Raw genomic sequence first — 21,610 nt, forward strand, 5'->3', positions numbered from 1 at the left:
ATCATTTTCGGATGTGAAGCGTCACAAGGCTCTGCGCGGCATGTCCACATATCTGCCAATCAATGGCACGTACGGAGCGATGCCTCTTCCGGAAGAAAGATGCGCACAGAGCCATCCCCAAGAGCGATCTGCGCCCTTCCCCAGGAGTCGATGCCGGAGAATCTTCCCTCAGCCAGAAGCATGCCAGCTGGATCTATGGCAAAGACATCATCCCCGATATAGGCGAGCTTGCGCTCGAAGCGCTCTCTGATGGGAGCAAGCGGCCCTGTTTCAGGGCTTGCCTTTCTGGCCCAGACACGCGAGGCCGAGACGATGGATGCATCCAGGCTTATGGCAAGCGCGCCGAAGCCTTCCCTCAGAAGGTCTGGCACCTCATCAGCGAAGGCATCTTCAAGATAGGCAGCAGGCAGGGGCTTCGCCATCCCGTCGTGCACGCGCGAGGGCACGATCTTTTCCTGAGCTGGACGCACGAGGTTGAGCCCTATGCCTGCAGCTGCATGCCACGCGCCTCCGCTCTCCTGCCGCGACTCGACGAGGATGCCGCCAAGCTTCGCAAGCGAGCCATCAGCCTTCTTCAGCACAAGATCGTTCGGCCATTTGAGGCAGAGGCCTTCTGCTCCAAGACCTCCGAGCGTTTCCAGGACAGCAAGTGCCGTCACAGCAGGAAGCCCCGACGAGACACATTCATCTGTCCTTGGCCGCAGGAGCACCGTGATGTAGAGGCCCCCTGGAGGCGAGACCCAGCTATGCCCCCGGCGCCCGCGTCCCGTCGTCTGCCTCTTCGCACAGACCGCCGTGCCTTCAGGAGCGCCTTCAGCAGCAAGCCCCAGCACATCGTCGTTCGTGGATCCCGTCGCCTCGACAATCTGCACAAGCTCCGAGAAATCGGAAGACGCCTCTACCGCTCTCCCCGCTCCGTCCATCCTGCCTCCCGCCATCCGCCAATTTTACAAGCTGATTCTAGCGCGAGCCGCCATATCTCCTCACATCACAGCAAAAGGCAGGCACCGACACGGCACCTGCCTAAAACTTCTTTTCTGGCTCTTCCTGCTTCTGCTTCTTCTCGAAGCGCTTCGAGCAGTCGCAAGTGACCTCTTCCACCGAATCGGCGATAGCCTGTGCAAGGGACTCGACTCCTCGTCCCCTCGAATCCGGAAGCGACGAGGACATCGAGAGGCGCTCGTTCAAGACCTCCATGTCCTTCATGTTCTCGTCGATGCAGTCCTCCATGAGGTCGCCGACCGGGCAGGCCCACGATCCGTTCTCCACCAGCGCGATATGGCGGTTCTGGAGGTTCAGCATCTTCATCTCGGAGAGCAGGCTCTCCATGACAGGGCAGATGCTCAGGTTGTATGTCGGCGAGGCGAGAACGATGTGCGAGAGGCGGAACATATCGGCAATCAGGTAGGATGCCTGCGTCATCGAGGCATCGCAGAGCTTCATGTTCGTGACGCCGCGCTTGCAGAGCTCGGAAGCAAGGCACTGCACGGCATTCTCGGCGTTGCCCTACATCGAGGCATAGGCAACAAGCATGCCCTTCTCCTCGGGTGCATAGCTTGCCCAGCGGTTCAGCTTGCCGATGTAGCGCATGATGTCTTCAGCCGTGCGGTAGAGAGGACCGTGGAGCGGAGCCACTATCCTGATCTTGTCGAGGACGCCTGCCGCCTTCTTGAGCAGAAGCTGGACATGCAGGCCATACTTGCCGACGATATTGCAGTGGTAGCGCCGGGCCTCTTCGAGGAACTCCCGTTCCCAGTCGCACTCGTCTGCCCAGAGCCTGCCATCGATAGCCATGAAGCTGCCGAAGGCATCGGCGGAGAAGAGGACGCCGTCCGTGAGGTCGAGCGCGACCATGACCTCAGGCCAGTGGACCATCGGTGCCTCGATGAAGATCACTTCATGCCTGCCGAAAGAGAGCGAGTCTCCCTCCTGTACCTGGAGCTGGCTATGGGAGTCGATATCGTAGCCGAAGCTGTGCATGAGCATGAACGACTTCTCGGTCGACACGATCTGGCAATTCGGATAGAGGGCGAGCACCTCGACCATCGAGGCGCAGTGGTCGGGCTCCAGGTGGTTCACGACAATGCAGTCGAGGTCGCGTAAAAGGGATGGGAATCCTGCCGCAATCATTGGCATAGCCGCCTCCACGAGCACCGGAAGCCACCAGATGCGGACAGCCTGCCCGCCATTCCCGAGCGCTCCTTGCAGCAAGGCTTTCCAGACGCCCCAGATATGACAAGAGCGCAGCAGGCCTGAATCCTGCTGCGCTCTTGCAGCATCATTTCTTCCCGCTGTTCCCGCCCCGGTGCTTCCACCCTATCGGGAAGACGAAGACAAAGGGAATCACCAAGGGGATGCCCATAGATATGCCCGAACTCGGGAAGATGAGCTGGACGACCAGGGCAATGAGGATAGCAAGGAGGATGCAGATGATGAGATCCTCGACTATCCGCTCGATATGGTCCCTGTCCATTGCTCCCTCCTCCATGAAAAAAGGCAGCTGCATGCCTGCAGCTGCCTGGACGTGCATTCTGTGCCTACTCTTCCATGTAGTCCTTGAGACGTCCCGAACGGGAAGGATGGCGGAGCTTGGCAAGCGTCTTGCTCTCGATCTGGCGGATGCGCTCGCGCGTGACGCCGAACTCGCGTCCGACCTCCTCGAGCGTGCGCGGATGGCCATCTTCGAGGCCGAAGCGCAGCTTGATGACCTTGCGTTCGCGGTCTGCAAGGCCGTCGAGGACCTGGTCAAGCTGCTCTCGGAGCATCGACTCGGAAGCTGCCTCAGGAGGAGCGACAGCGCCGGAATCCTCAATGAAGTCGCCGAGCTGGGAGTCCTCTTCCTCGCCGATAGGCGTCTCGAGCGAGACCGGCTCCTGGGAGATCTTCTGGATCTCGCGGACACGGTCTGCCGACATGTCCATCTCCTTGCCGATCTCTTCCGGTGTCGGATCGCGACCCAGATCCTGCAGGAGCTGGCGCTGGACACGGACGAGCTTGTTGATGGTCTCGACCATGTGGACCGGAATGCGGATCGTGCGTGCCTGGTCGGCGATAGCGCGGGTGATGGCCTGACGAATCCACCACGTCGCGTACGTCGAGAACTTGAAGCCCTTCGTGTAGTCGAACTTCTCGACAGCACGGATGAGGCCAAGGTTGCCTTCCTGGATGAGGTCAAGGAAGAGCATGCCGCGGCCGACATAGCGCTTTGCGATGGAGACGACGAGACGCAGGTTGGCTGAGATCAGCTGCTGCTTTGCGTCGAGACCTACCTGCTCGATGCGCATGAGACGGCGCATCTCGGCACGCGTGAGCTCGATATCGCCATTCTCGGCAGCCTCGAGCTTCTCCGTTGCCTCGGCACCGGCTTCGATCTTCATAGCAAGATGGACCTCTTCGTCAGCAGTCAGAAGGTCGACCTTGCCGATCTCCTTGAGGTACATCCTGACCGGGTCGCCCGTGAGCATGACCGTAGAGGTATCAGCTCTGCGGTTGCGGCTGCGGGTCGAGCGCTTCTTCGAGGTCTTGCCCTTCGTGGCAGTGGAGCGCAGCGCGGCATTGACTTCCTTTGCCTCGCTTGCGCGGGATTCGTCCTCATCCTCGTCGAGGCCGTCTTCGAGATCGTCCTCGTAGCTGTCCGAATCGAGGTCGTCGTCCATGCCGTCCATCGAGCTTCCATCGACATTCGGCATTGCCGCATCGTCGCTCGCGATATCTACGCCCTTGGAGCGCAGCACGTCATAGAGATCCGACAGTTCTTCGGAATCGACATCAATATCACGGGTTGCGACCTGGATATCATCCTCAGATACCGTTCCGTCATTCTTGGACGATTTCGTCACAAGGGCATCGACGGCCTGCATCAGTTCGGGGGACAGCTTGATATCCTCTTTCGACTTCTTTGTAGCCACGTATTTCCTTTCGACGCACAATCGTTACTACTTTACCCGTTATTGAGCGTCTGCAGACGCAGAAAGTCTGTCTGACAGCTCCTGCACATGCCGCTGTAGCTGCGTCGCTTCGACGAAGAGCTCCTTCGTGCGGTCGGAGAGCGCATCAGGCGTGCTTCTGAGCTCGGTCCTGATGGCACGGATCTTGCGCTTCGTGGAATAGAGCTCGACGGTATCGACGAGAAAAGCCATCTTCTGCCCCGCCGTCATCCCTTCAGCCGAGGCAAGCCTGCCGCCACCCAGAAGCTGTGCCGCTTCGGGATAGACAGAGGTCGCCGCTGCCACGACATCCTGAGGCGCTGCATCCTCAGGCGTCGCGAGCATCGCCCATGCCATCGCCTCGTGTCTCGAGTCCGCCCAGGAAAAGCCTGCAATCCTCTGCGAGTAGGCCCGCGCTTCCTTCGGATAGGCGGCAGTCAGGGCAAGAAGCTCGCGCTCCGCATCGATCTGGCGGCGCTCGTCCGAGGAGAGTGCAGCCGGTACCGGCGCCGCTGCTCCGTAGGCATCATCTGGCACGTATTCCGCTTGCTCCTCCTCGTAGTAGTCCGCATCGTCGTAGCTGGGCCCGTCATAGGTCGGTATCTGCTCCTGCTCGGGACGCGCGGTCCTGCGTGCGGCAGGTGCCTGCGCCGTCTCCCTCGGCAGCGGCTTTCTACGAATCGTCCGCTTCGTCTCTTCGGGATCCATGCCAAGAGCATCTGCAAGCTGCAGGGCATAGGAGTCGATCAGGGGCGAGTCCTTGAGCGGAGCCAGAAGTCCCGCGAGGTCGTCGAGCGCCTTCACGCGGACACCCGGAATCGTGAGGTCGTAGCCTTCGAGCCGCTTTGCGAACACGAAATCGATGAGAGGACGCGCGCCTGCGAGCTGCTTTTCCATCTCCTCTTTCTGATGCGACGCAAGAAACTCCATCGGGTCCTGGTTGTTCGGCAGCACGACGCAGAGAAGCTCGGCTGTCGTCTTGTCCACATACTGGACTGCGCGCTCGGCAGCACGCTGACCCGCCGCATCGCCGTCGAACATGCAGATGATGCGCTTCACGCGCAGCCGCTCGAGCGTCTTCACATGGTCGAGCGAGAATGCCGTGCCAAGCGCTGCAACCGCATTCCTGAACCCTGCCTCGTGGAGGGCAATGACATCGGTATATCCTTCGCACACGATTGCCGTGCCCGTCTCCACCATCGCATCGCGTGCCTTGTCTATCGCGAAGAGGTGCTTCCTCTTGTTGAAGACCGGCGTATCGCCGGTATTGATGTATTTCGCGATTCCGTCATGCTTCGTCGCTTCGAGGATCCTGCCGCCAAAGGCAATCGTGCGTCCCTGCTCATCGTGGATGGGAAACATGACACGGTCGAAGAAGCGGTCGGAGATCCTCCCCGAGCGTTCGCGCCCGAGGTCTGCCGCCACAATCTCCTGGTTCGTGAAGCCCTTCGAGCGCAGATGTGCCGCAAGCATGCCATGCCCCGGCGCAAAGCCGAGGTTCCAGGAACGGCAGATGGCAGAGCCGAAGCCGCGTCCGGAGAAATAGCTCCTCGCCGCAGCAGGACCCTCCCCCTTGCCGCGCATGAGCATCGTCGTGTAGAAGCTCTCTGCCTCGGCCAGGCAGGCAAGGAGCCGCTGCCTCTTCGGGCCATGGTGTGCCGTCTTCTCTTCGGTGAGCTCTATGCCGGCACGGTCTGCAAGATAGCGGATGGCATCGGGGAACTCGAGGTTCTCCCTGCGCTGGACATAGCTGAACACATCGCCGCCGGCACCGCAGCCGAAGCAGTGCCAGAGGCCAGTCTGGGGATTCACCTTGAACGACGGAGACTTCTCATGATGGAACGGGCAGCAGCCCCAAAATTCCTGGCCACGCTGCTTCAGCACGACGGTCTCGCCGACAAGCTGGACGATATCGGTCGCCTGCCTGACGCGCTCCTTGTCTTCGTCGGTTATCAACAGATCGCCCCCTCGCTGTCGGCACTCAGGTTCACATGTACCCACTCGATGTTCCCGCGAACCACTGCTTCGAGTTCCGCCATCGAAGAGAACCTGCGCTGTGCCCTGAGCCAGCGGCAGAAGACGACCTGCACCTCCCGCCCATAGATATCGCCGGAAAAGCCGAGGAGATGCGCTTCGAGGAAGTTGGGCCGCTTGGTTTCCTCGAAGCTCTTGGGAGCGCCGACATTGATAGCGGAGGCATAGGGCACGCCTTCCACGACGACATATCCCCCATAGACGCCTTCAGCGGGCATGGCAGAAAGCGGCTCGCACTGGACGTTCGCCGTCGCAAAGCCCATGCCGGTGCCTTCGCCGCGGCCGTGCATGACTAAGCCACGGACGTAATGGCAGCGGCAAAGAAGCTCTGCCGCCTCATCGAGCGCGCCCTGCGCGAGAAGATGCCGAATTCTTGTCGCGCTCACAGGCTCCGTGCCTCCGAGAGCCAGATCCTGCGGCACGATATCGATTCCGCGGCTTCCGAGAATCTCCTGGAGCGTTGAGATATCACCTGCGCCACGTGCGCCGAAGCGGAAGTTCGTGCCGACATGCACGGATACGGGATGAAGCGCTTCCTCGATGCGTGTGCAGAAAGCAGCAGGAGCAAGGCCTGCAAGCTCGGGCGTGAAGTGCATGACAAGGACGGCATCTGCACCGAGAGAAAAAAGGCCCCGTACGCGGTCAGAGACAGAGAGGAGCCTCGCTTCAGGACGCAATCCTACGACTTCGGAAGGATCGGGGTCGAAGGTCACGACGACAGAGGGAAGCTCGCGGCTGCAGGCATCTGCGACAAGGCGGGCAATCAGGGCCCTGTGCCCTAGATGCAGGCCATCGAAGGCGCCGAGCGCAATGACCGATGAGGAGGAGAGCTTTTGGGAGGCTGCCTTGCGCAGATAGAGCGTTCCCAGCTCATGCGCACGTGGCTCGGGCAGCCTGCCTTGTCCGAAGGTGGCTGCATCGACAAGCGCCTGCTTTGCCGCTGCATCGAGCGGCAGCGCGAAGCCGCCACACTGCTCCTGCATATTCTCTCTCCTTGTCTCTAGCGGACGCCTGATATGCCCGCCGGGAAATTCGCGACCGTCTTGAGACGGTCGTTCACACATTCCCACACACCGTATACCTTGCCGGATGAGACCATCGCACAGCGCTCCCCTTCCTTGAGGTCGACACTGCCGAGGGGAAGCGTCTTTCCCTGGAGGAGCTTCTCGAGCTCAGAGTCTGTGACAGCACGCTTCGGCAGGCCGAGAGCACGCACCGGATCTGCCGCAAGGGAAAGGATGCCATCGGCGCCTGCCTCGGCAATCTCCTCGAGCGTATGCGCATTCTTCAGCGTGAGGTTTCCGGATGAAAGGCGCCGGAGCGCCCCGAGGTGCGCGGCACTCCCCAGAGAGCGTCCCAGGTCGCGGGCAATGCTCCTGATATAGGTGCCCTTCGATACCATGAACGCGCAGTCCCAGAAGAGCCCTTCGTCGTCCTCGCCGACTGCAAGGAGCAGGGCCTGGTATATCTCTATCCGGCGCGAAGCAAGCTCGACCGCCTCGCCTTCGCGGGCGAGCGCATAGGCACGCTTGCCGTCGATCGAGATGGCAGAGTATGCTGGCGGCACCTGATCCTGCACACCGACAAGGCCAGCCAGGGCTAGGCGTGCTTCCTCCTCATCGAAGAGACGCTTCGGCATCTCGGCCTCGCGCACGGTCTTGCCTTCGCGGTCATCGGTATCGGTCTCGCGGCCAAACGAGATGCGGGCCTCATAGGACTTCTGGTCCTGCGTCAGCATGCCCATAAGGCGAGTGCCCTGGCCGACGCCGATGACAAGAAGGCCAGAGGCTGCAGGGTCGAGCGTGCCGGCATGGCCTACACGGCGCTCGCCCAAGGCATAGCGCACCTTCGACACCGCATCATGGCTTGTGATGCCTTCTGGCTTGTCGACAGCCAGAAGAAGATTCAGTCCGCTCTGTCCGCGCTTCACTCGCTCACCCCGCCCATGGCAGGAGCGCAGGGCTCGTCCGTGAGCAGTGCCTTGAGGCGCGGCAACACGACAGAGAGCGCCTCGTCGAGGTCGCCCTTCAGCGTGAAGCCTGCAGCAGCCTTGTGGCCGCCTCCCCCGAGCTCGCGCGCGACGACCGAGATATCGTAGTCGCTCTTCGAGCGCAGGTTGCCACGGACGCCGCCGCCAGGAAGCTCCTTCAGGAACAGCGCCACCTCAGCCCCGTCGACGCTTCTCACGACGTCTATGAGCCCGTCGCACTCGTCGAGCTGGGCACCGGTACGCTCGAGGTCGTCCACTGTGGAGTAGCTGTAGGAGATGCGCCCACCCAAAAACGTCTTGATCCGCGACATGACCATAGCCTCGAGATGCAGGTACTGCAGACGGAAGCTCTGGTAGACATGAAGCGACACATTCGAGGGGTTCGCACCGGAATCGACGAGATAGGAGGCGATATCGAAGGCCTCCGGATTCGCGTTCTGGTACTGGAAGCGCCCGGTATCGGTCATGATGGCGCAGAAGAGGCAGTCGGCAATCTCCGGCGTCATCTCCGCCTCGATATGCTGTGCGAACTCGGCGATGATGACACCGGTGGCAGCAGCATCGGGACGCACGACGTGCACATCGCCAAACGGCTTCTCGGAAGGGTGATGGTCGATCTCTGCAACCTTCGGTGCGCGCCTGAGCACAGCCTCTGCCTCATTCAGGCGCGACGGTGCCGGCAGATCGACGCTGATGAAGAGGTCTGGTGCCCCTTCATAGTCCTTGGCCTGCACGAAGCCATCGGCACCCGGCAGGAAGGCATAGATTCTCGGCACCGGATCGGCATCTGCCAAGAGATTCGTGACCGTCTTTTCAGGCCAGCGCCTCCGAAGGATGTGGGCCAAGGCAAGGCCCGAGCCCAGGGCGTCTCCGTCCGGGCTCGTATGGGCGCAGACACAGATCGTCTGCGCCTCCTCAATCAGGGAGACGAGGGCCGCAAACGATGCGGCCTGCGTCTTCATATCGTCGTACTGCACAGTCCCTCTATTCGGCTTCGGTCTCGGATGGCTGGATCGGGTAGCCATCCTCGTCCTTCTCGACCGCGAGCGTCGGCGGAACGTTCTTGAGGGCGCGGGCGATCTGCTCGGCCTCGTCGGTCGTCGTATCGATGCGGAACTCGATCTCGGGCGTCACCCTCCAGGCAACAGCGTGCCCGAAGAGCGAGCGGATGCGGCCCTTTGCGCGGTCGAGCGCCGCCATGACCTCCTCGTAGCGGTCTGCATCGCAGGACACGTAGACACGCATGAAGGACTTGTCGATCGCGACCTCGGCGCCCGTCACGGTGACGAGCGCGAGATCGGGGTCGGAGATCTCGAACAGAAGGATGTCTGCAATCTTCTCGCGCGCCTGTTCGTTTATGCGGCGGGAATTCCTGTTCTGCTTCATGGCTTGACCTTACTCGGTACGGGCAACCTCGACGATCTTGTAGGATTCGATCGTGTCGCCCACATGGATATCCTGATAGTTCTCGAGCGAGATGCCGCACTCGTAGCCGGCCTTGACGCTCTTGACCTCGTCCTTGTAGCGGCGAAGGGATGCAATCGTGCCATCGTAGACGACGATGCCGTTCCTGACCAGGCGGACCTGGTCGGTGGCAGAAACCTCGCCTTCCTGGACCATGCAGCCGGCTGCGATGCCGACCTTCGGAACCTTGTAGGTCTGGCGCACCTCGATCGTGGCGGTCTGCTTCTCCTCCTCCGTCGGCTTGAGCATGCCGATGCGCGCTGCATCGATCTCCTCGATAGCCTTGTAGATGACGGAGTAGGTACGGATCTCGACGCCGTCCTTCTCGGCAGCCTGGCGGGCCTTTGCATCAGGACGGACACCGAAGCCGATGATGATGGCATTGGAGGCGTCTGCGAGGATGACATCGGTCTCGTTGATGGCACCGACGGCCGTGTGGATCACGTTGATGCGGACCTCGGACTGATCGAGCTTCGAGAGAGCATCGACAAGTGCCTCGATGGAGCCCTGGACATCTGCCTTGATGATGAGGTTGAGCTCCTTGACGTCCTGCTCCTCCATCGTGTCGAAGAGATTCTCGAGCGTGACGTGCTTGGCCTTGTTCTGCTCCTCGATGCGGGCCTTGAGCTGGCGCTGCTCGGCGAGCTGGCGTGCATCGCGCTCGTCGTCGAAGACGCGGAACTCGTCGCCTGCATTCGGGATCGACTGGAGGCCCAGAATCTCGACAGGGTCGGACGGCTTGGCTTCAGCCACATTGTTGCCGTGCTGGTCAAGCATGGCACGGACGCGTCCGTAGGCCGTACCTGCCACGACAGCATCGCCGACATGCAGCGTGCCCCTGTTCACAAGGATCGTGGCAACAGAGCCGCGGCCGCGGTCGAGCTTTGCCTCGAGGACATAGCCGGATGCGAACGTATTCGGGTTCGCCTTGAGCTCGAGGTAGTCAGCCTCGAGCAGTACTGCCTCGAGCAGGTCCTCGATGCCGATCTTCTTCTTGGCGGAGATGTTCACGAACATGTTCTGGCCGCCCCACTCCTCGGGGATGATGCCATATTCCGTGAGCTCCTGGCGCACCTTGTCCGGATTTGCGCCCGGCTTGTCGATCTTGTTGACGGCGACGATGATAGGAACGTTTGCCGCCTTTGCATGGTTGATGGACTCGATGGTCTGGGGCATGACGCCGTCGTCAGCGGCGACGATCAGGATGACGATATCCGTGACCTTGGCGCCACGGGCACGCATGGCCGTGAACGTTGCATGGCCCGGTGTATCGATGAACGTGATCGTGCGGCCATGGATCTTGACCTGAGAGGCGCCGATGGCCTGCGTGATGCCGCCAGCCTCGCCTGCTGCGACGCCGGTATGGCGGATTGCATCGAGGAGCGACGTCTTGCCGTGGTCGACGTGTCCCATGACGGTGACGACAGGAGGCCTCGGAACGAGATCCTTCGGATCGTCGTAGAAGCTGAAGGAGTTCTCCTCCTCCTTGGTCATGACCTTGGCGTCGCGGCCAAGGTCGTCGGCGATGAGCTCGATCTGGTCATCTGTCATGCTCTGCGTCATCGTCAGCGGCGTTCCGAGAAGGAACAGACGCTTGATGATGTCATTTGCAGGGACCTTGAGGAGCTCTGCAAGCTCGGCCACGGTCGAGCCTTGCGGAACCTTGATCGTATCGAGCTGGGAGAGGTCCTGGTCGTTCTTCACAGCCTCCTCGATACGCTTCTCCTCGGCAGCCTCGGCAGCCTGCTTGACACGGCGCTCCTTGCGGCGCTTGCGGCGGCCGGTCGATTCGCGCGAGGCTTCCTCGACAGCGGCGCGGGCTTCTTCGAGCACGTGCTCGCGGTTGTATTCCTCGGCAGCACGTGCCATGCGGGTGTAGCGGTCTTCCCCGTCATTCTGCCTGTGGCTGTGCTTCTGGTTCCTGCGGCGGTTCTCGCCACGGCTGTCGGGCTTGCCCTCGCCAGCAGGCGCTGCCTGGGCAGCATTCCTCCTGACTTCGTCCATCGAGAAGCCACGGCGCTCGTTGCGCTCATGGCGCTCATCGTTGTGCTCTTCGCCGCGACCACCACGATCGGAACGCTCGTTACGGCCGCCACGGTCGGAGGAGTTCCTGCGCTCGGGGCGCTGGCGCTTCCTGGCAGCACGCTCTTCGGCTTCCTGCTTCTTGCGTGCCTCCTTCTCCTCTTCCTGCTGCTTCAGGACCTTCTCCTGCTGGGCGATCTGGTCGAGCAGGCTCGTGAAGGACGGCACGCTCTTCGGAGCCGTGTCCCTGACGCGGTTCTTCTCTGCCTCTTCCTTGGCCTTGCGCTCCTGTTCGGCGCGCTCCTCCTCGGCCTTCTTGCGGGCAGCCTCGGCCTCGCGGCGGCGCTGCTCCTCGACAGCGCGCTCCTGCGCACGGCGCTTCTCGGCAGCCACACGCTCGCGCTCTGCCTCCTCGGCAGCCTTGCGCTCCTCTTCCTTCTTTGCCTCTTCCTCGGCCTTCTTCTGGGCCTCGATCTCGGCGGCACGGGCCTCGAGGATCGGCTTGAGCTTCTTGCGGACAAGGTTCACGTAGACGTCCTCAAGCGTCGAGGACGGCGACTTTGCCGGTATCTTCATCTGATCGAGATAGTCGAGCATCTCCTTGCTCGACATCCCGTATTCCTTTGCCAAATCATGTACGCGGGTCTTTGCCATGTAACCAACCTTCCTAGATGCGACGGGTATGATGCGACGTTCCGTCGCATTGTCAGATCAGCGAATCGGGATCGTCAGTGACCTCGGCGTCCATGAGCTTCTCGTGGATGCCGCAGTACTTCGATCCCGGACGGGCCATGTTGCGGCAGCGCATGCCGTCAGGGCTCACATACTCGCAGCGATGGCCTTCCTCGCCCTCGTCTGCAATCAGCGCGTCCTCCTCATGCTGCACAGCCGGGATATGCGTCCCGTTCAGGATGCTCTTTGCGAGCGACTCGTTCTTGATATCGATATGGTAGCCCGTGAGGCGAGCTGCCAGGCGTGCGTTCTGGCCTTCCTTGCCGATAGCGAGGGAGAGCTGGTCGTCCGGCACGATGACCGTGCAGTAGTTGGACTCGGGGTCGACAAGCACGCGCGAGACCTTGGCAGGCGACAGGGCGTTTGCGACACGCTTTGCCGGATCTTCGTCCCAGAGCACGACGTCGACGCGCTCGCCGCGGAGCTCGGAGACGACCGTGCGGACACGGCTGCCCTTCGGGCCGACGCAGGCGCCGACAGGATCGAGGTGCTCGTCGACAGAGGAGACAGCGACCTTAGAGCGGATGCCCGGCTCGCGGGCGACGGAGTTCACCTTCACGACCTTGTCGTAGACCTCAGGCACCTCGAGCTCGAAGAGCTTCGCGATGAGGTTCGGGTGCGTACGGGAAATCACGATGGCCGGACGCTGGCGCTCGCCGCGCGTCGGCTGCACCGTGCTGTTCGGGTCGCGCACGTCGACGATGATGGCCTTGATGCGCTGATTGTGCGCATAGTGCTCGCCGACCGGACGCTCGTTGCGCTCGTCAGGATGGCGATGGAGATCGAAGTGCGGAAGCTCTGCCTCGACGCCCTCGCGGATCTTCACGATCGTGAAGTCAGGTGTGGACTGGAGCACCGTACCGGTGATGATGTCGCCGATACGGTCGGAGAACTCCTCATAGATCTGCTGGCGGGCAGCATTGCGCACGATGTTGTTGATCTCAGCCTTTGCCTGCTGGGCAGCAAGACGGCTCGTGTCCTTCGGCGTGACGTCGATCTCGTCGAACTCCTCGAACTCGCCGGTCTCGTCGTTCCAGGACTCGTCCTTCGGCTCGAGGCGGTAGACGTAGATCCTGCCGGTCTGTCGGTCGATTGTGACCTTTGCGCCCCAATCGAGGTGCAGGATGTCGGCGTAGCTCTTTGCGAGCGACTGCTCGAGGCGGTCGAGCAGATAGAGCTCGTCGATGTGCTTTTCCTTGCAGAGCGCCATGAGCGCTTCCATCATTTCAGATGCCATATCTCATTCCTCCTTGGCGGCCTAGTTCTTGCCGCCACGCTTCTTTCCAGCAGTATCGAAATCGGGCTTGATCGTGCACTTGGCGATCTCATCGAGCGAGAAGCGCTGCTCCCCTTCGTCGGTATCGATCGTGACTGCGCCATCCTCGAAGCCCTTGAGGACGCCCGTCCAGCGCTTTCTGCCTTCAGCCCTGTCCAGCTTGATCTGGACGGTCTCGCCTGCGAAGCGCTCGAAGTCATGCGGACGCCTGAGCGGCCTCGACATGCCCGGCGACGAGATCTCGAGCGTATAGGCCCCCGGGAAAGGATCGAGCTCGTCCACGACCTCGTTGATCCAGCCGCCCTGTGCCGTCACCTCGTCGAGCGTGATCGGCTCTGCATCCTCGTCTGCGTGATCGATCCTGATGCAGACGATCGGAGCGGTCTTTGCACCCTCGACGCTCACGTCCACGATATCGATCGCATGCGCAGGCGCTGCCTTCTCGAGGGCATCGATGATGTCCTGTTCCTGTGCGCTCTTCGACACAGCCATCCCCTCCTTCGGCCTATCGGCCCTACATAACAAAGGAAGCGGGGCGAAAACTCCACCCCACTTCCTCTACGATTGAACTTTGACAGTGGTAGTTTAATACGAGTGTCACCCATCGTCAAACCTGCACATTTTTCTGAGAGGGAACTCCATGACTCTCCAGCAGCTCCGCTATCTCATCGCCGTGGCCGAGCACGGCTCCATCAATGCAGCGGCAAGAAACCTCTATACTGCCCAGTCGAATGTCTCCTGCGCGATGCGCGACCTCGAAGAGGAGTTCGGCTTCGAAATCTTCACCCGCTCGAACAGGGGCGTCGAGCTCACGGCGGAAGGCACGGAGCTTCTGGGCTATGCCCGCCAGGTCATTGAGCAGGCAGACATGCTCGAGGAGCGCTTCATCCAGGGGTCTGCCCCGCAGGAGCGCCTTGCCGTATCTGCCCAGCATTACGCCTTCTCCGTGCAGGCCTTCGTCGACGTCGTGAAGAGCTGCTCAAGCCCCGAATACGACTTTGTCATGCGCGAGACCGCGACAGGCGCGATCATCTCCGATGTCCGCGACTTCAGGAGCGAGATCGGCATCCTCTATCTCGATGGCTTCAATAGGCCGGTCCTCGAGAAGGCATTCGAGGATGCACGGCTCGACTTCCATCCCCTCTTCGATGCGCCGGTCCACGTCTTCGTGGGCGAGCAGCATCCTCTGGCGGGGAAGGATCTCATCCAGCCCGAAGACCTCGAGCCCTATCCGCGCTACTCCTTCGAGCAGGGAACGGAGAACTCTTTCTATTATTCTGAAGAGCCGCTTTCACAGCTTCCACACAGAAAGACCATCCGCTACTCCGATCGCGGCACGCTCACGAGCCTTCTTACCCACTTCGACGGCTATACGCTCTCCACAGGCGTGCTCTCGGACGAGATGCAGTCAGGCATCGCCTCGGTACCTCTCGCAGGAGCGCCTACCATGCGTGTCGGCTATGTGATCCACCGTGAGAGGCGTCCGAGCGCCCTGCTCTCCCGCTACATCGAGCGCCTGCGCGAGATCATCCGCACGAACAGCTCGGAGTGCACCTACCTCGAAGACGATGCCGGCACGCGCTAGCGCCTGCATCCCGGCAGGCACATTCCATAGACATCAGAAGGGCTCCGCACCGTTTTCAGTGCGGAGCCCTTTCTCGAATCTCGTTGAGCCCTCAGGCTAGATAGCGACGATGTTCACGAGCTTACCTGGAACGACGATGACCTTCTTGATCGTCTTGCCTTCGAGGTAGCTGGCGACAGCCTGCTTCGCCGCCTCCTCGACCACGTCCTTCGATGCATCGGCAGCGACCTCGGCGTGGCCGCGGACCTTGCCCTTGACCTGGACAGCGATCGAGACGGTCTGGCTCTGGGCCTGCTTCTCGTCGAACTCAGGCCAGGGAACGTTGTAGACGGAATCCGTCTCGCCGAGCGCGGCATGCCAGAGCTCTTCGGACCAGTGCGGAGCGATCGGCGCCATCATGCGGACAATCGCAGAAGCGCAGGCGCAGCCAAGCGCTGCATCGCCCGTGCCATTGGGGTGCCCGTTCACATACTTCGATGCTGCATTCACAAGCTCCATGATGGCAGAGATGGCCGTGTTGAACTGTGTGCGGTCGAAGTCCTGCGTGCACTTGATGCCGAGACGGTTGAGCTCGCGGTTGAGCTCCTTGCCGCCCTCGTCGAGCTTGCTGACATTGACAGCGCCAGCTGTCTTCGCATCGGCACCCTCGACGAGCTGCCAGACAATCCTCCAGGCACGCTTGAGGAAGCGGTTGCAGCCTGCAACTGCCTCCTCATCCCAGGAGAAGTCCTTCTCGGGAGGAGCGACGAAGAGGATGGCAAGACGCATCGTATCTGCGCCATACGGCTCGATGACAGAGGAAGGAGGAACGACATTGCCCTTCGACTTCGACATCGTCTCGCCGTTTGCATCCTTGACCATGCCCTGGCAGAGCAGGTTCGTGAACGGCTCGTCGAATTTCACGAGGCCCATGTCGCGCAGGACCTTCGTCCAGAAGCGCGAATAGAGCAGGTGAAGGATAGCGTGCTCGATGCCGCCGATGTAGTTGTCGACCGGCATCCAGCGGTCCACGGCCTCGCTCGAGAACGGCGCCTTGTCGTTGTGGGGGTCGGTATAGCGCATGTAGTACCAGCTCGAGCACGTGAACGTGTCCATCGTGTCCGTGATGCGCTTTGCCGGACGTCCGCACTTCGGGCAGGTCGTCTCATAGAACGGCGCGTACCCTGCAAGCGTCTCGCCAGCACCGAGGTCGAGGTTCTCAGGAAGCCTGACAGGCAGGTCCTCTTCTGGCACAGGCACGTCGCCGCAGACGTCGCAGTGGATCATCGGGATGGGGTTTCCCCAGTAGCGCTGGCGGCTGATGAGCCAGTCGCGCAGGCGGTACTGCACCTTCGTGCGGCCGCAGTTGTGCTCCTCGAGCCAGGACACGATAGCATCGACGGCTTCGGAGTGCTTGCCGCCCTTCATGCCCGTGAACTCGCCGGACTGCACGAGGTAGCCCTCTGCTGCCATCGCAGAATCCCAGTCGACGTTCGTGACGACGAGGTCGCGCTGGTCCTTGAGCTCGTCGTAGAGCGGATCTTCCTTCTCGCAGATGATCGGCGGGATCGGCAGGCCATACTTGCGGGCGAAGTCGAAGTCGCGCTGGTCGCCGCAGGGAACGCCCATGACGGCACCGGTGCCGTAGTCCATGAGGACATAGTCGGCAACCCAGATGGGAGCCGGCTTGCCATTGATCGGGTTGATCACATAGCGGCCCGTGAAGATGCCGTGCTTCTCGCGCGCCGTGCCCTGGCGGTCGACTGAAGAGACCTTCTCCGTTGCGGCCTTGAGCGCCTTGAACTCTTCTTCATGCTCTGTGCCAGCCACGAGCTCTGCAGCAAGGTCGCTCTCGGGCGGAAGCACCATGAACGACACGCCGAAGAGCGTATCGGCACGGGTCGTGAAGACCGTGATCGTGCGGTCCGTCGGAGTGACGCCGTCGGTGTCGGCGAGCTTGAAGTCGATCTCTGCACCCTCGGAGCGGCCGATCCAGTTGCGCTGCTGTGCCTTCACGTTCTCGGGCCAGCCAGTCAGCTTGTCGAGGTCGTCCAGGAGCTCTTGGGCGTAATCGGTGATCTTGAGGTACCACTGGGAGAGGTTGCGCTTCTCCGGGATGGAGCCGCACCTCCAGCAGCGGCCCTCGACGACCTGCTCGTTGGCCAGGACCGTCTTGCACGTCGGGCACCAGTTCACCGGGCTCGTCGCACGGTAGGCAAGGCCGCGCTTCCACATCTGGATGAACATCCACTGGCCCCAGCGGTAATACTCGGGGTCGCAGGTGTTGAACATGCGGTCATAGTCGTAGGAGAAACCCATGCGCTTCATGGTCTTCACGGCCTGGGCGATGTTCTGGTATGTCCACTTTGCAGCCTGCGTATGGTGCTTGATGGCAGCATTCTCTGCCGGCAGGCCGAAGGCATCGAAGCCCATCGGGTGCAGCACGTCGTAGCCGCGCATGCGTGCCTGGCGTGCCATTGCATCGCCGATCGTATAGTTCCTGGCATGGCCCATGTGGAGGTCTCCCGAAGGATACGGGAACATCTCGAGCACATATTTCTTCGGCTTGGCGGGATCGGTATCCGTCTTGTAGAGATCCTCTTCCTCCCAGGTGCGCTGCCACTTGGTCTCGATGGCCTGGGCATCGTACTCCGGGATGGCAGACATCTCGTTCGTGCTGTCACTCATCCTGAGCGCTCCTTCTAACGCGGAAGCAGGTAACGGACTCTGATTATAACGGCTCAGCATTTCCATGCGCTTAAACATCTCGTCCCCATATGGACACGAGGCCGACACGGGCATGTATACCTCGTGGTATGAAGCGTGCGAACTGCTGAAATGGCTCCATAAACGTCACAATGAGTGGGTCTGGCCACAAAGAGAGGAAGGCAATCCTTGCTCCGCTTTGAAGAATATGCGCGTCCGCGCTCGCCCGAAGAGGCGCTCGCGCTCCTCGAGGAACATCCCCATGCCACCGTGCTCGGTGGCATGATGTGGCTCCGCCTCCAGGACAGGACCGTCCCCTATGCGATCGACCTTGCATCGGCGGGCCTTGACTATGTGAAGCACGTCGACGGAAAGATCCTTATCGGTGCCATGGCGAGCATCGAGCGTGCACGCACCGACGAAGCATTTGCACACCTTACCGCAGGCGCCTTTGCAGAGGCGACGGAGGGCATTGTCGGCACCCAGTTCAGGAACCAGGCAACCGTCGGCGGCTCCGTCTTTTCCCGCATGGGCTTCTCCGATGTGCTCTGCTGTCTTCTTCCCTTCGATGCCGAGGTCACGCTCGCAAAGGCTGGCACGTTGCCGCTTGCCGAGTTTGCCCGCATGGGCACCGTGCACGATGTGCTCACAGAGGTTTCGCTATCAGATACGCCGGCACGCGCCGCCTTCGAAGGCGTGAGGCTCTCTGCCACGGACTTCAGCGCCCTCAATGTCTGCGCCGTCTGGCAGGATGGCTCCTGGCGCCTCGCCGTAGGATCGCTTCCGAAGCGTGCACAGCTTGTCGACCTCTCGTCCTGCACGCTCTCAGAGCACCCATCGAATGACGAGCTCGACCGGGTGGAAGAGCTTGTCGCAGCACTTCCCTTCGGATCCGATATGCGTGGCTCTGCCTCCTGGAGAAAGGCGGCAGCGCGCAAGCTGGCACGCCGTGCCATCGAGCATGCAGCCGCTAATCCGCTTTCATCTGAAACCTCTGAGATCAGAGAGGATGCACGATGAGCGAAAGCATCGAGATTGCCTTCACCCTCAATGGACGCCCCGTCACGACCAAGGCAGACCCGGCCGAGACGCTCCTCTCCTGGCTCAGGAAGCATGGAATCAAGAGCGTGAAGTGCGCCTGCGAGACGACGAACTGCGGCCTCTGCACCGTGCTTGTCGACGGCTCGCCCGAACTCTCCTGCGCCCTCATCATGTCCCGTGTCTCGGGTCATGAGGTGCTGACGCTCGAAGGCATGGGCAGGGAGCGCAAGGAGCTTGCAGAGTGCCTTGCCGCAGAAGGAGCAGACCAGTGCGGCTTCTGCGCCCCAGGCCTCGAGATGGCCGTGCTTGCGCTCGACCGCACGAATCCTGATGCCACCGACCATGAGATGAGGAGCTTCCTCGCAAACAATCTCTGCCGCTGCACAGGCTACACATCCCAGATGCGTGCCATCAGGCGCTTCCTCGGCCGTGACCGCGCTGCAGGAGCAGAGATCTCCCAAGGCTCTGCCGAAGCAGAGGCGGCCGTCGGGCAGGTGCGCAAAGCCGCTGCCGAGATCGAGACGCCAGACCGTGGAAAGACGCTCTCCTCTGCCGTCGTGAAGAAGGATGCAGAGGCGCTCCTCGCAGGACGTCCCGTCTATACCGACGACCTTGCACCGGATGATGCCTACATCGTGCGTCTCGTGCGCTCCTCTGTCCCCCATGGCCGCGTGCTTTCCGTCGATACGGAAAAAGCGCTTGCAATCCCGGGCGTTGTTGCCATCTATACCTCGAAGGATGTTCCTCATCACCGCTTCACGCTTGCAGGGCAGAGCTACCTCGAGATGAGTCCCTATGACACGTGCATCCTGGACGACACCGTGCGCTACATCGGAGATGAGGTCGCTATCGTCGTCGCCGAGAACAAGGTCGCAGCAGAACTTGCCATGCACGCCGTGAAGGTGAAATACGAGAAGCTGCCCTACGTGCTCGATGTCTGCGAATCCCTCGACAATCCCTGCATCATCCACGACGAGGACGACTGGGCCTTCGGCGGCGACAAGACCGGAGACCCGAAGCGCAATCTCGTCGCGACAGGCGGCCATGAATACGGCGATGTGGATGCAGGCTTCGAAGCAGCCGATGTCGTGCTCGAGCATACCTATCATACGCAGGCAGCCGAACAGTCGATGATGGAGACATTCCGCTGCTATGCAACGACCGATGCCTTCGGCCGCATCACGATTGTGAGCTCGACGCAGGTCCCCTTCCATATCCGCCGCCAGGTGGCGACAGCCTTGGGCATCCCCCAGAGCCGCGTCCGTGTCGTGAAGCCCCGCGTCGGCGGCGGCTTCGGCGCGAAGCAGTCAGGTTCCTGCGAGGTCTACGCTGCCTTTGCAGCCATACAGACCGGACACCCCTGCAAATGCATCCTGACACGCCAAGAGACGCTCTCGGCCACGAACTCCCGCCACGAGATGTATCTCACGGTGAAAATCGGTGCGAAGCGTGACGGCACACTCACAGCAATAGATCTTCATGTCCTCTCCAATGCCGGTGCCTATGGCTACCATGGCTCGACGACCGTGACACTTGCGGCAGGAAAGACCCTGCCCATCTACAACCAGGTGCCGAGCCGCTTTGCCTACAACGTCTGCTACACCGACACGATGCCGGGAGGCGCCTTCCGTGGCTATGGCGCGACACAGGGCTGCTTTGCCGTCGAGTCTGCCGTGAACGAGATGGCAGATACCCTCGGCATGGACCCTGCCGAAATCCGCCTCAAGAACCTCGTCACGGCAGGCCAGAACCTCCACCAGCTCAACGAAGAGCCGCTCAGGAGCTGCCGGGCAGTGGAGTGCCTGAAGCGCGCGCTCGAGATGGCAGGCTGGAAGGACAGACCCTTGAGCGAAGACCTCGGAGACCGTGTCCGTGGCATCGGCCTGGCGCTTACGATGCAGGGCTCCGGCATCAGCAATGTCGATATCGCGAATGCCGACATCACGCTCGAGGATGACGGATTCTATATCCTCGATATCGGTGCGACCGACGTCGGCACGGGAGCCGATACGATCCTTGCACAGATTGCCGCCGAGGTGCTCGAGTGCCCTGTCGACGATATCGTGGTAAAGGGCGTGGACACCGACACCTCCCCGTACGATACGGGTGCCTACGCCTCGAGCGGCACCTATACCTCGGGTGGTGCCGTGCTCCGCGCAGCCGAGGAGCTCAAGAGAAAGATCTGCGCCCAGGCTGCTTCCTGGTGGAAGGCCGCACCCGACGAGGTCACGTTCTCGGAAGGCGTCGTCTCGAGCGCCGGCGGCACGCAGCAGATGAGCGTGAAGGAGCTTGCGAACAGGGCCATCGGCTTCGGCCTCAACCAGGGCCATCTTTCCGGCCATGGCGCAAACACGCAGCCGCAGTCGCCTCCTCCCTTCATGGCAGGCGTCGCCGAAGTGGAGGTCGACAAGGCAACCGGCAAGGTCACGCTCACCGACTATGCTGCCGTCGTCGACTGCGGCACGGTCATCAATGTGCCGCTTGCCCGTGTGCAGGCAGAGGGTGGCCTTGTCCAGGGCATCGGCATGGCCCTGACCGAGCAGGTCGTCTACGATGCACGCGGTCACATGCGCACCGATTCCTTCATGCACTACAAGATCCCCTCGCGCCTCGATGTACCCGACATGCGCGTGGAGTTCATGCCCAGCTATGAGCCGACTGGCCCCTTCGGCGCCAAGTCCATCGGCGAGGTCGTCATCAATACGCCCTCCCCGGCGATTGCAAGCGCCGTCGCCCATGCGACAGGCCGCTACGTGAGGTCGCTTCCGATCCTGCCGGAGAAGGTCCTGCTCGGCGAAGATGGCTAGGCAGTTTTCATATCGCAGGCAGAGCGCCTTCCGGGTCATCCGGGAGGC

At 61.5% G+C, this 21,610-nt stretch carries 17 protein-coding genes; 3 read left to right on the forward strand and 14 right to left on the reverse strand.

What is annotated here, in order from left to right; translation table 11 throughout:
* Positions 1-59: 59 nt before the first annotated feature.
* The 13 genes from VXJ24_RS01240 to rimP all read right to left on the reverse strand — a co-directional run bounded on the left by VXJ24_RS01240 (position 60) and on the right by rimP (position 13,930).
* Positions 60-923 (reverse strand): biotin--[acetyl-CoA-carboxylase] ligase, encoded by an 864-nt coding sequence (locus tag VXJ24_RS01240; protein WP_330971100.1) that lies wholly within the window; start codon positions 921-923, stop codon positions 60-62.
* 100 nt (positions 924-1,023) lie between these two features.
* Positions 1,024-1,488, reverse strand: coding sequence for a hypothetical protein (locus tag VXJ24_RS01245; protein ID WP_330971101.1), 465 nt, complete (start codon positions 1,486-1,488; stop codon positions 1,024-1,026).
* 18 nt (positions 1,489-1,506) lie between these two features.
* A complete protein-coding gene (locus VXJ24_RS01250) occupies positions 1,507-2,136 on the reverse strand; it encodes an FprA family A-type flavoprotein (protein ID WP_330971102.1) in 630 nt (209 codons plus the stop codon).
* Between the two features lie 142 nt (positions 2,137-2,278).
* Positions 2,279-2,473, reverse strand: a complete 195-nt coding sequence (locus VXJ24_RS01255) for a hypothetical protein (protein WP_330971103.1) — start codon at positions 2,471-2,473, stop codon at positions 2,279-2,281.
* A 64-nt stretch (positions 2,474-2,537) separates the two neighbouring features.
* Positions 2,538-3,908, reverse strand: coding sequence for an RNA polymerase sigma factor RpoD (gene rpoD, locus VXJ24_RS01260; protein WP_304137752.1), 1,371 nt, complete (start codon positions 3,906-3,908; stop codon positions 2,538-2,540).
* 39 nt (positions 3,909-3,947) lie between these two features.
* Complete coding sequence (dnaG, locus tag VXJ24_RS01265; RefSeq protein ID WP_330971104.1) at positions 3,948-5,882, reverse strand: DNA primase; 1,935 nt, start codon at positions 5,880-5,882, stop codon at positions 3,948-3,950.
* A complete protein-coding gene (gene ribF, locus VXJ24_RS01270) occupies positions 5,879-6,943 on the reverse strand; it encodes a riboflavin biosynthesis protein RibF (RefSeq protein WP_330971105.1) in 1,065 nt (354 codons plus the stop codon). Before ribF ends, dnaG begins: the two co-directional genes overlap by 4 nt.
* A gap of 17 nt (positions 6,944-6,960) precedes the next feature.
* A complete protein-coding gene (truB, locus tag VXJ24_RS01275) occupies positions 6,961-7,890 on the reverse strand; it encodes a tRNA pseudouridine(55) synthase TruB (RefSeq protein WP_330971106.1) in 930 nt (309 codons plus the stop codon).
* Positions 7,887-8,927: a DHH family phosphoesterase gene (locus VXJ24_RS01280; protein ID WP_330971107.1), complete on the reverse strand. Its 1,041-nt coding sequence runs from the start codon at positions 8,925-8,927 to the stop codon at positions 7,887-7,889. Before VXJ24_RS01280 ends, truB begins: the two co-directional genes overlap by 4 nt.
* 7 nt (positions 8,928-8,934) lie before the next feature.
* Positions 8,935-9,336: a 30S ribosome-binding factor RbfA gene (gene rbfA / locus VXJ24_RS01285; RefSeq protein WP_304137748.1), complete on the reverse strand. Its 402-nt coding sequence runs from the start codon at positions 9,334-9,336 to the stop codon at positions 8,935-8,937.
* A 9-nt stretch (positions 9,337-9,345) separates the two neighbouring features.
* Complete coding sequence (gene infB, locus VXJ24_RS01290) at positions 9,346-12,090, reverse strand: translation initiation factor IF-2 (protein ID WP_330971108.1); 2,745 nt, start codon at positions 12,088-12,090, stop codon at positions 9,346-9,348.
* A 52-nt stretch (positions 12,091-12,142) separates the two neighbouring features.
* A complete protein-coding gene (gene nusA / locus VXJ24_RS01295; RefSeq protein ID WP_330971109.1) occupies positions 12,143-13,405 on the reverse strand; it encodes a transcription termination factor NusA in 1,263 nt (420 codons plus the stop codon).
* A 21-nt stretch (positions 13,406-13,426) separates the two neighbouring features.
* Positions 13,427-13,930 (reverse strand): ribosome maturation factor RimP, encoded by a 504-nt coding sequence (gene rimP / locus VXJ24_RS01300; protein ID WP_304137742.1) that lies wholly within the window; start codon positions 13,928-13,930, stop codon positions 13,427-13,429.
* 154 nt (positions 13,931-14,084) lie between these two features.
* Between rimP and VXJ24_RS01305 the strand changes: the two genes are divergently transcribed.
* Positions 14,085-15,029: a LysR family transcriptional regulator gene (locus VXJ24_RS01305; RefSeq protein WP_330971111.1), complete on the forward strand. Its 945-nt coding sequence runs from the start codon at positions 14,085-14,087 to the stop codon at positions 15,027-15,029.
* Between the two features lie 96 nt (positions 15,030-15,125).
* Here VXJ24_RS01305 and leuS read toward each other — a convergent pair whose 3' ends face one another.
* On the reverse strand, positions 15,126-17,696 hold the full coding sequence (leuS, locus tag VXJ24_RS01310) for a leucine--tRNA ligase (RefSeq protein WP_330971112.1): 2,571 nt from the start codon (positions 17,694-17,696) through the stop codon (positions 15,126-15,128).
* 207 nt (positions 17,697-17,903) lie between these two features.
* Here leuS and VXJ24_RS01315 point away from each other — a divergent pair, with 207 nt between their 5' ends.
* Positions 17,904-18,734, forward strand: a complete 831-nt coding sequence (locus VXJ24_RS01315; RefSeq protein ID WP_330971113.1) for an FAD binding domain-containing protein — start codon at positions 17,904-17,906, stop codon at positions 18,732-18,734.
* Complete coding sequence (locus tag VXJ24_RS01320) at positions 18,731-21,562, forward strand: molybdopterin-dependent oxidoreductase (RefSeq protein ID WP_330971114.1); 2,832 nt, start codon at positions 18,731-18,733, stop codon at positions 21,560-21,562. Before VXJ24_RS01315 ends, VXJ24_RS01320 begins: the two co-directional genes overlap by 4 nt.
* The last annotated feature ends 48 nt before the right edge of the window (positions 21,563-21,610 follow it).

This window comes from Olsenella kribbiana (genome assembly GCF_036408795.1).
Lineage (GTDB): Bacteria > Actinomycetota > Coriobacteriia > Coriobacteriales > Atopobiaceae > Olsenella_L > Olsenella_L kribbiana.

Coding starts and splice junctions, on each gene's coding strand:
- ribF (WP_330971105.1), bottom strand. CDS start 6,943: ATGCAGGAGCAGTGTGGCGGCTTCGCGCTGCCGCTCGATGCAGCGGCA.
- VXJ24_RS01240 (WP_330971100.1), bottom strand. CDS start 923: ATGGACGGAGCGGGGAGAGCGGTAGAGGCGTCTTCCGATTTCTCGGAG.
- VXJ24_RS01320 (WP_330971114.1), top strand. CDS start 18,731: ATGAGCGAAAGCATCGAGATTGCCTTCACCCTCAATGGACGCCCCGTC.
- infB (WP_330971108.1), bottom strand. CDS start 12,090: ATGGCAAAGACCCGCGTACATGATTTGGCAAAGGAATACGGGATGTCG.
- VXJ24_RS01255 (WP_330971103.1), bottom strand. CDS start 2,473: ATGGACAGGGACCATATCGAGCGGATAGTCGAGGATCTCATCATCTGC.
- rbfA (WP_304137748.1), bottom strand. CDS start 9,336: ATGAAGCAGAACAGGAATTCCCGCCGCATAAACGAACAGGCGCGCGAG.
- nusA (WP_330971109.1), bottom strand. CDS start 13,405: ATGGCATCTGAAATGATGGAAGCGCTCATGGCGCTCTGCAAGGAAAAG.
- VXJ24_RS01250 (WP_330971102.1), bottom strand. CDS start 2,136: ATGCCAATGATTGCGGCAGGATTCCCATCCCTTTTACGCGACCTCGAC.
- leuS (WP_330971112.1), bottom strand. CDS start 17,696: ATGAGTGACAGCACGAACGAGATGTCTGCCATCCCGGAGTACGATGCC.
- VXJ24_RS01305 (WP_330971111.1), top strand. CDS start 14,085: ATGACTCTCCAGCAGCTCCGCTATCTCATCGCCGTGGCCGAGCACGGC.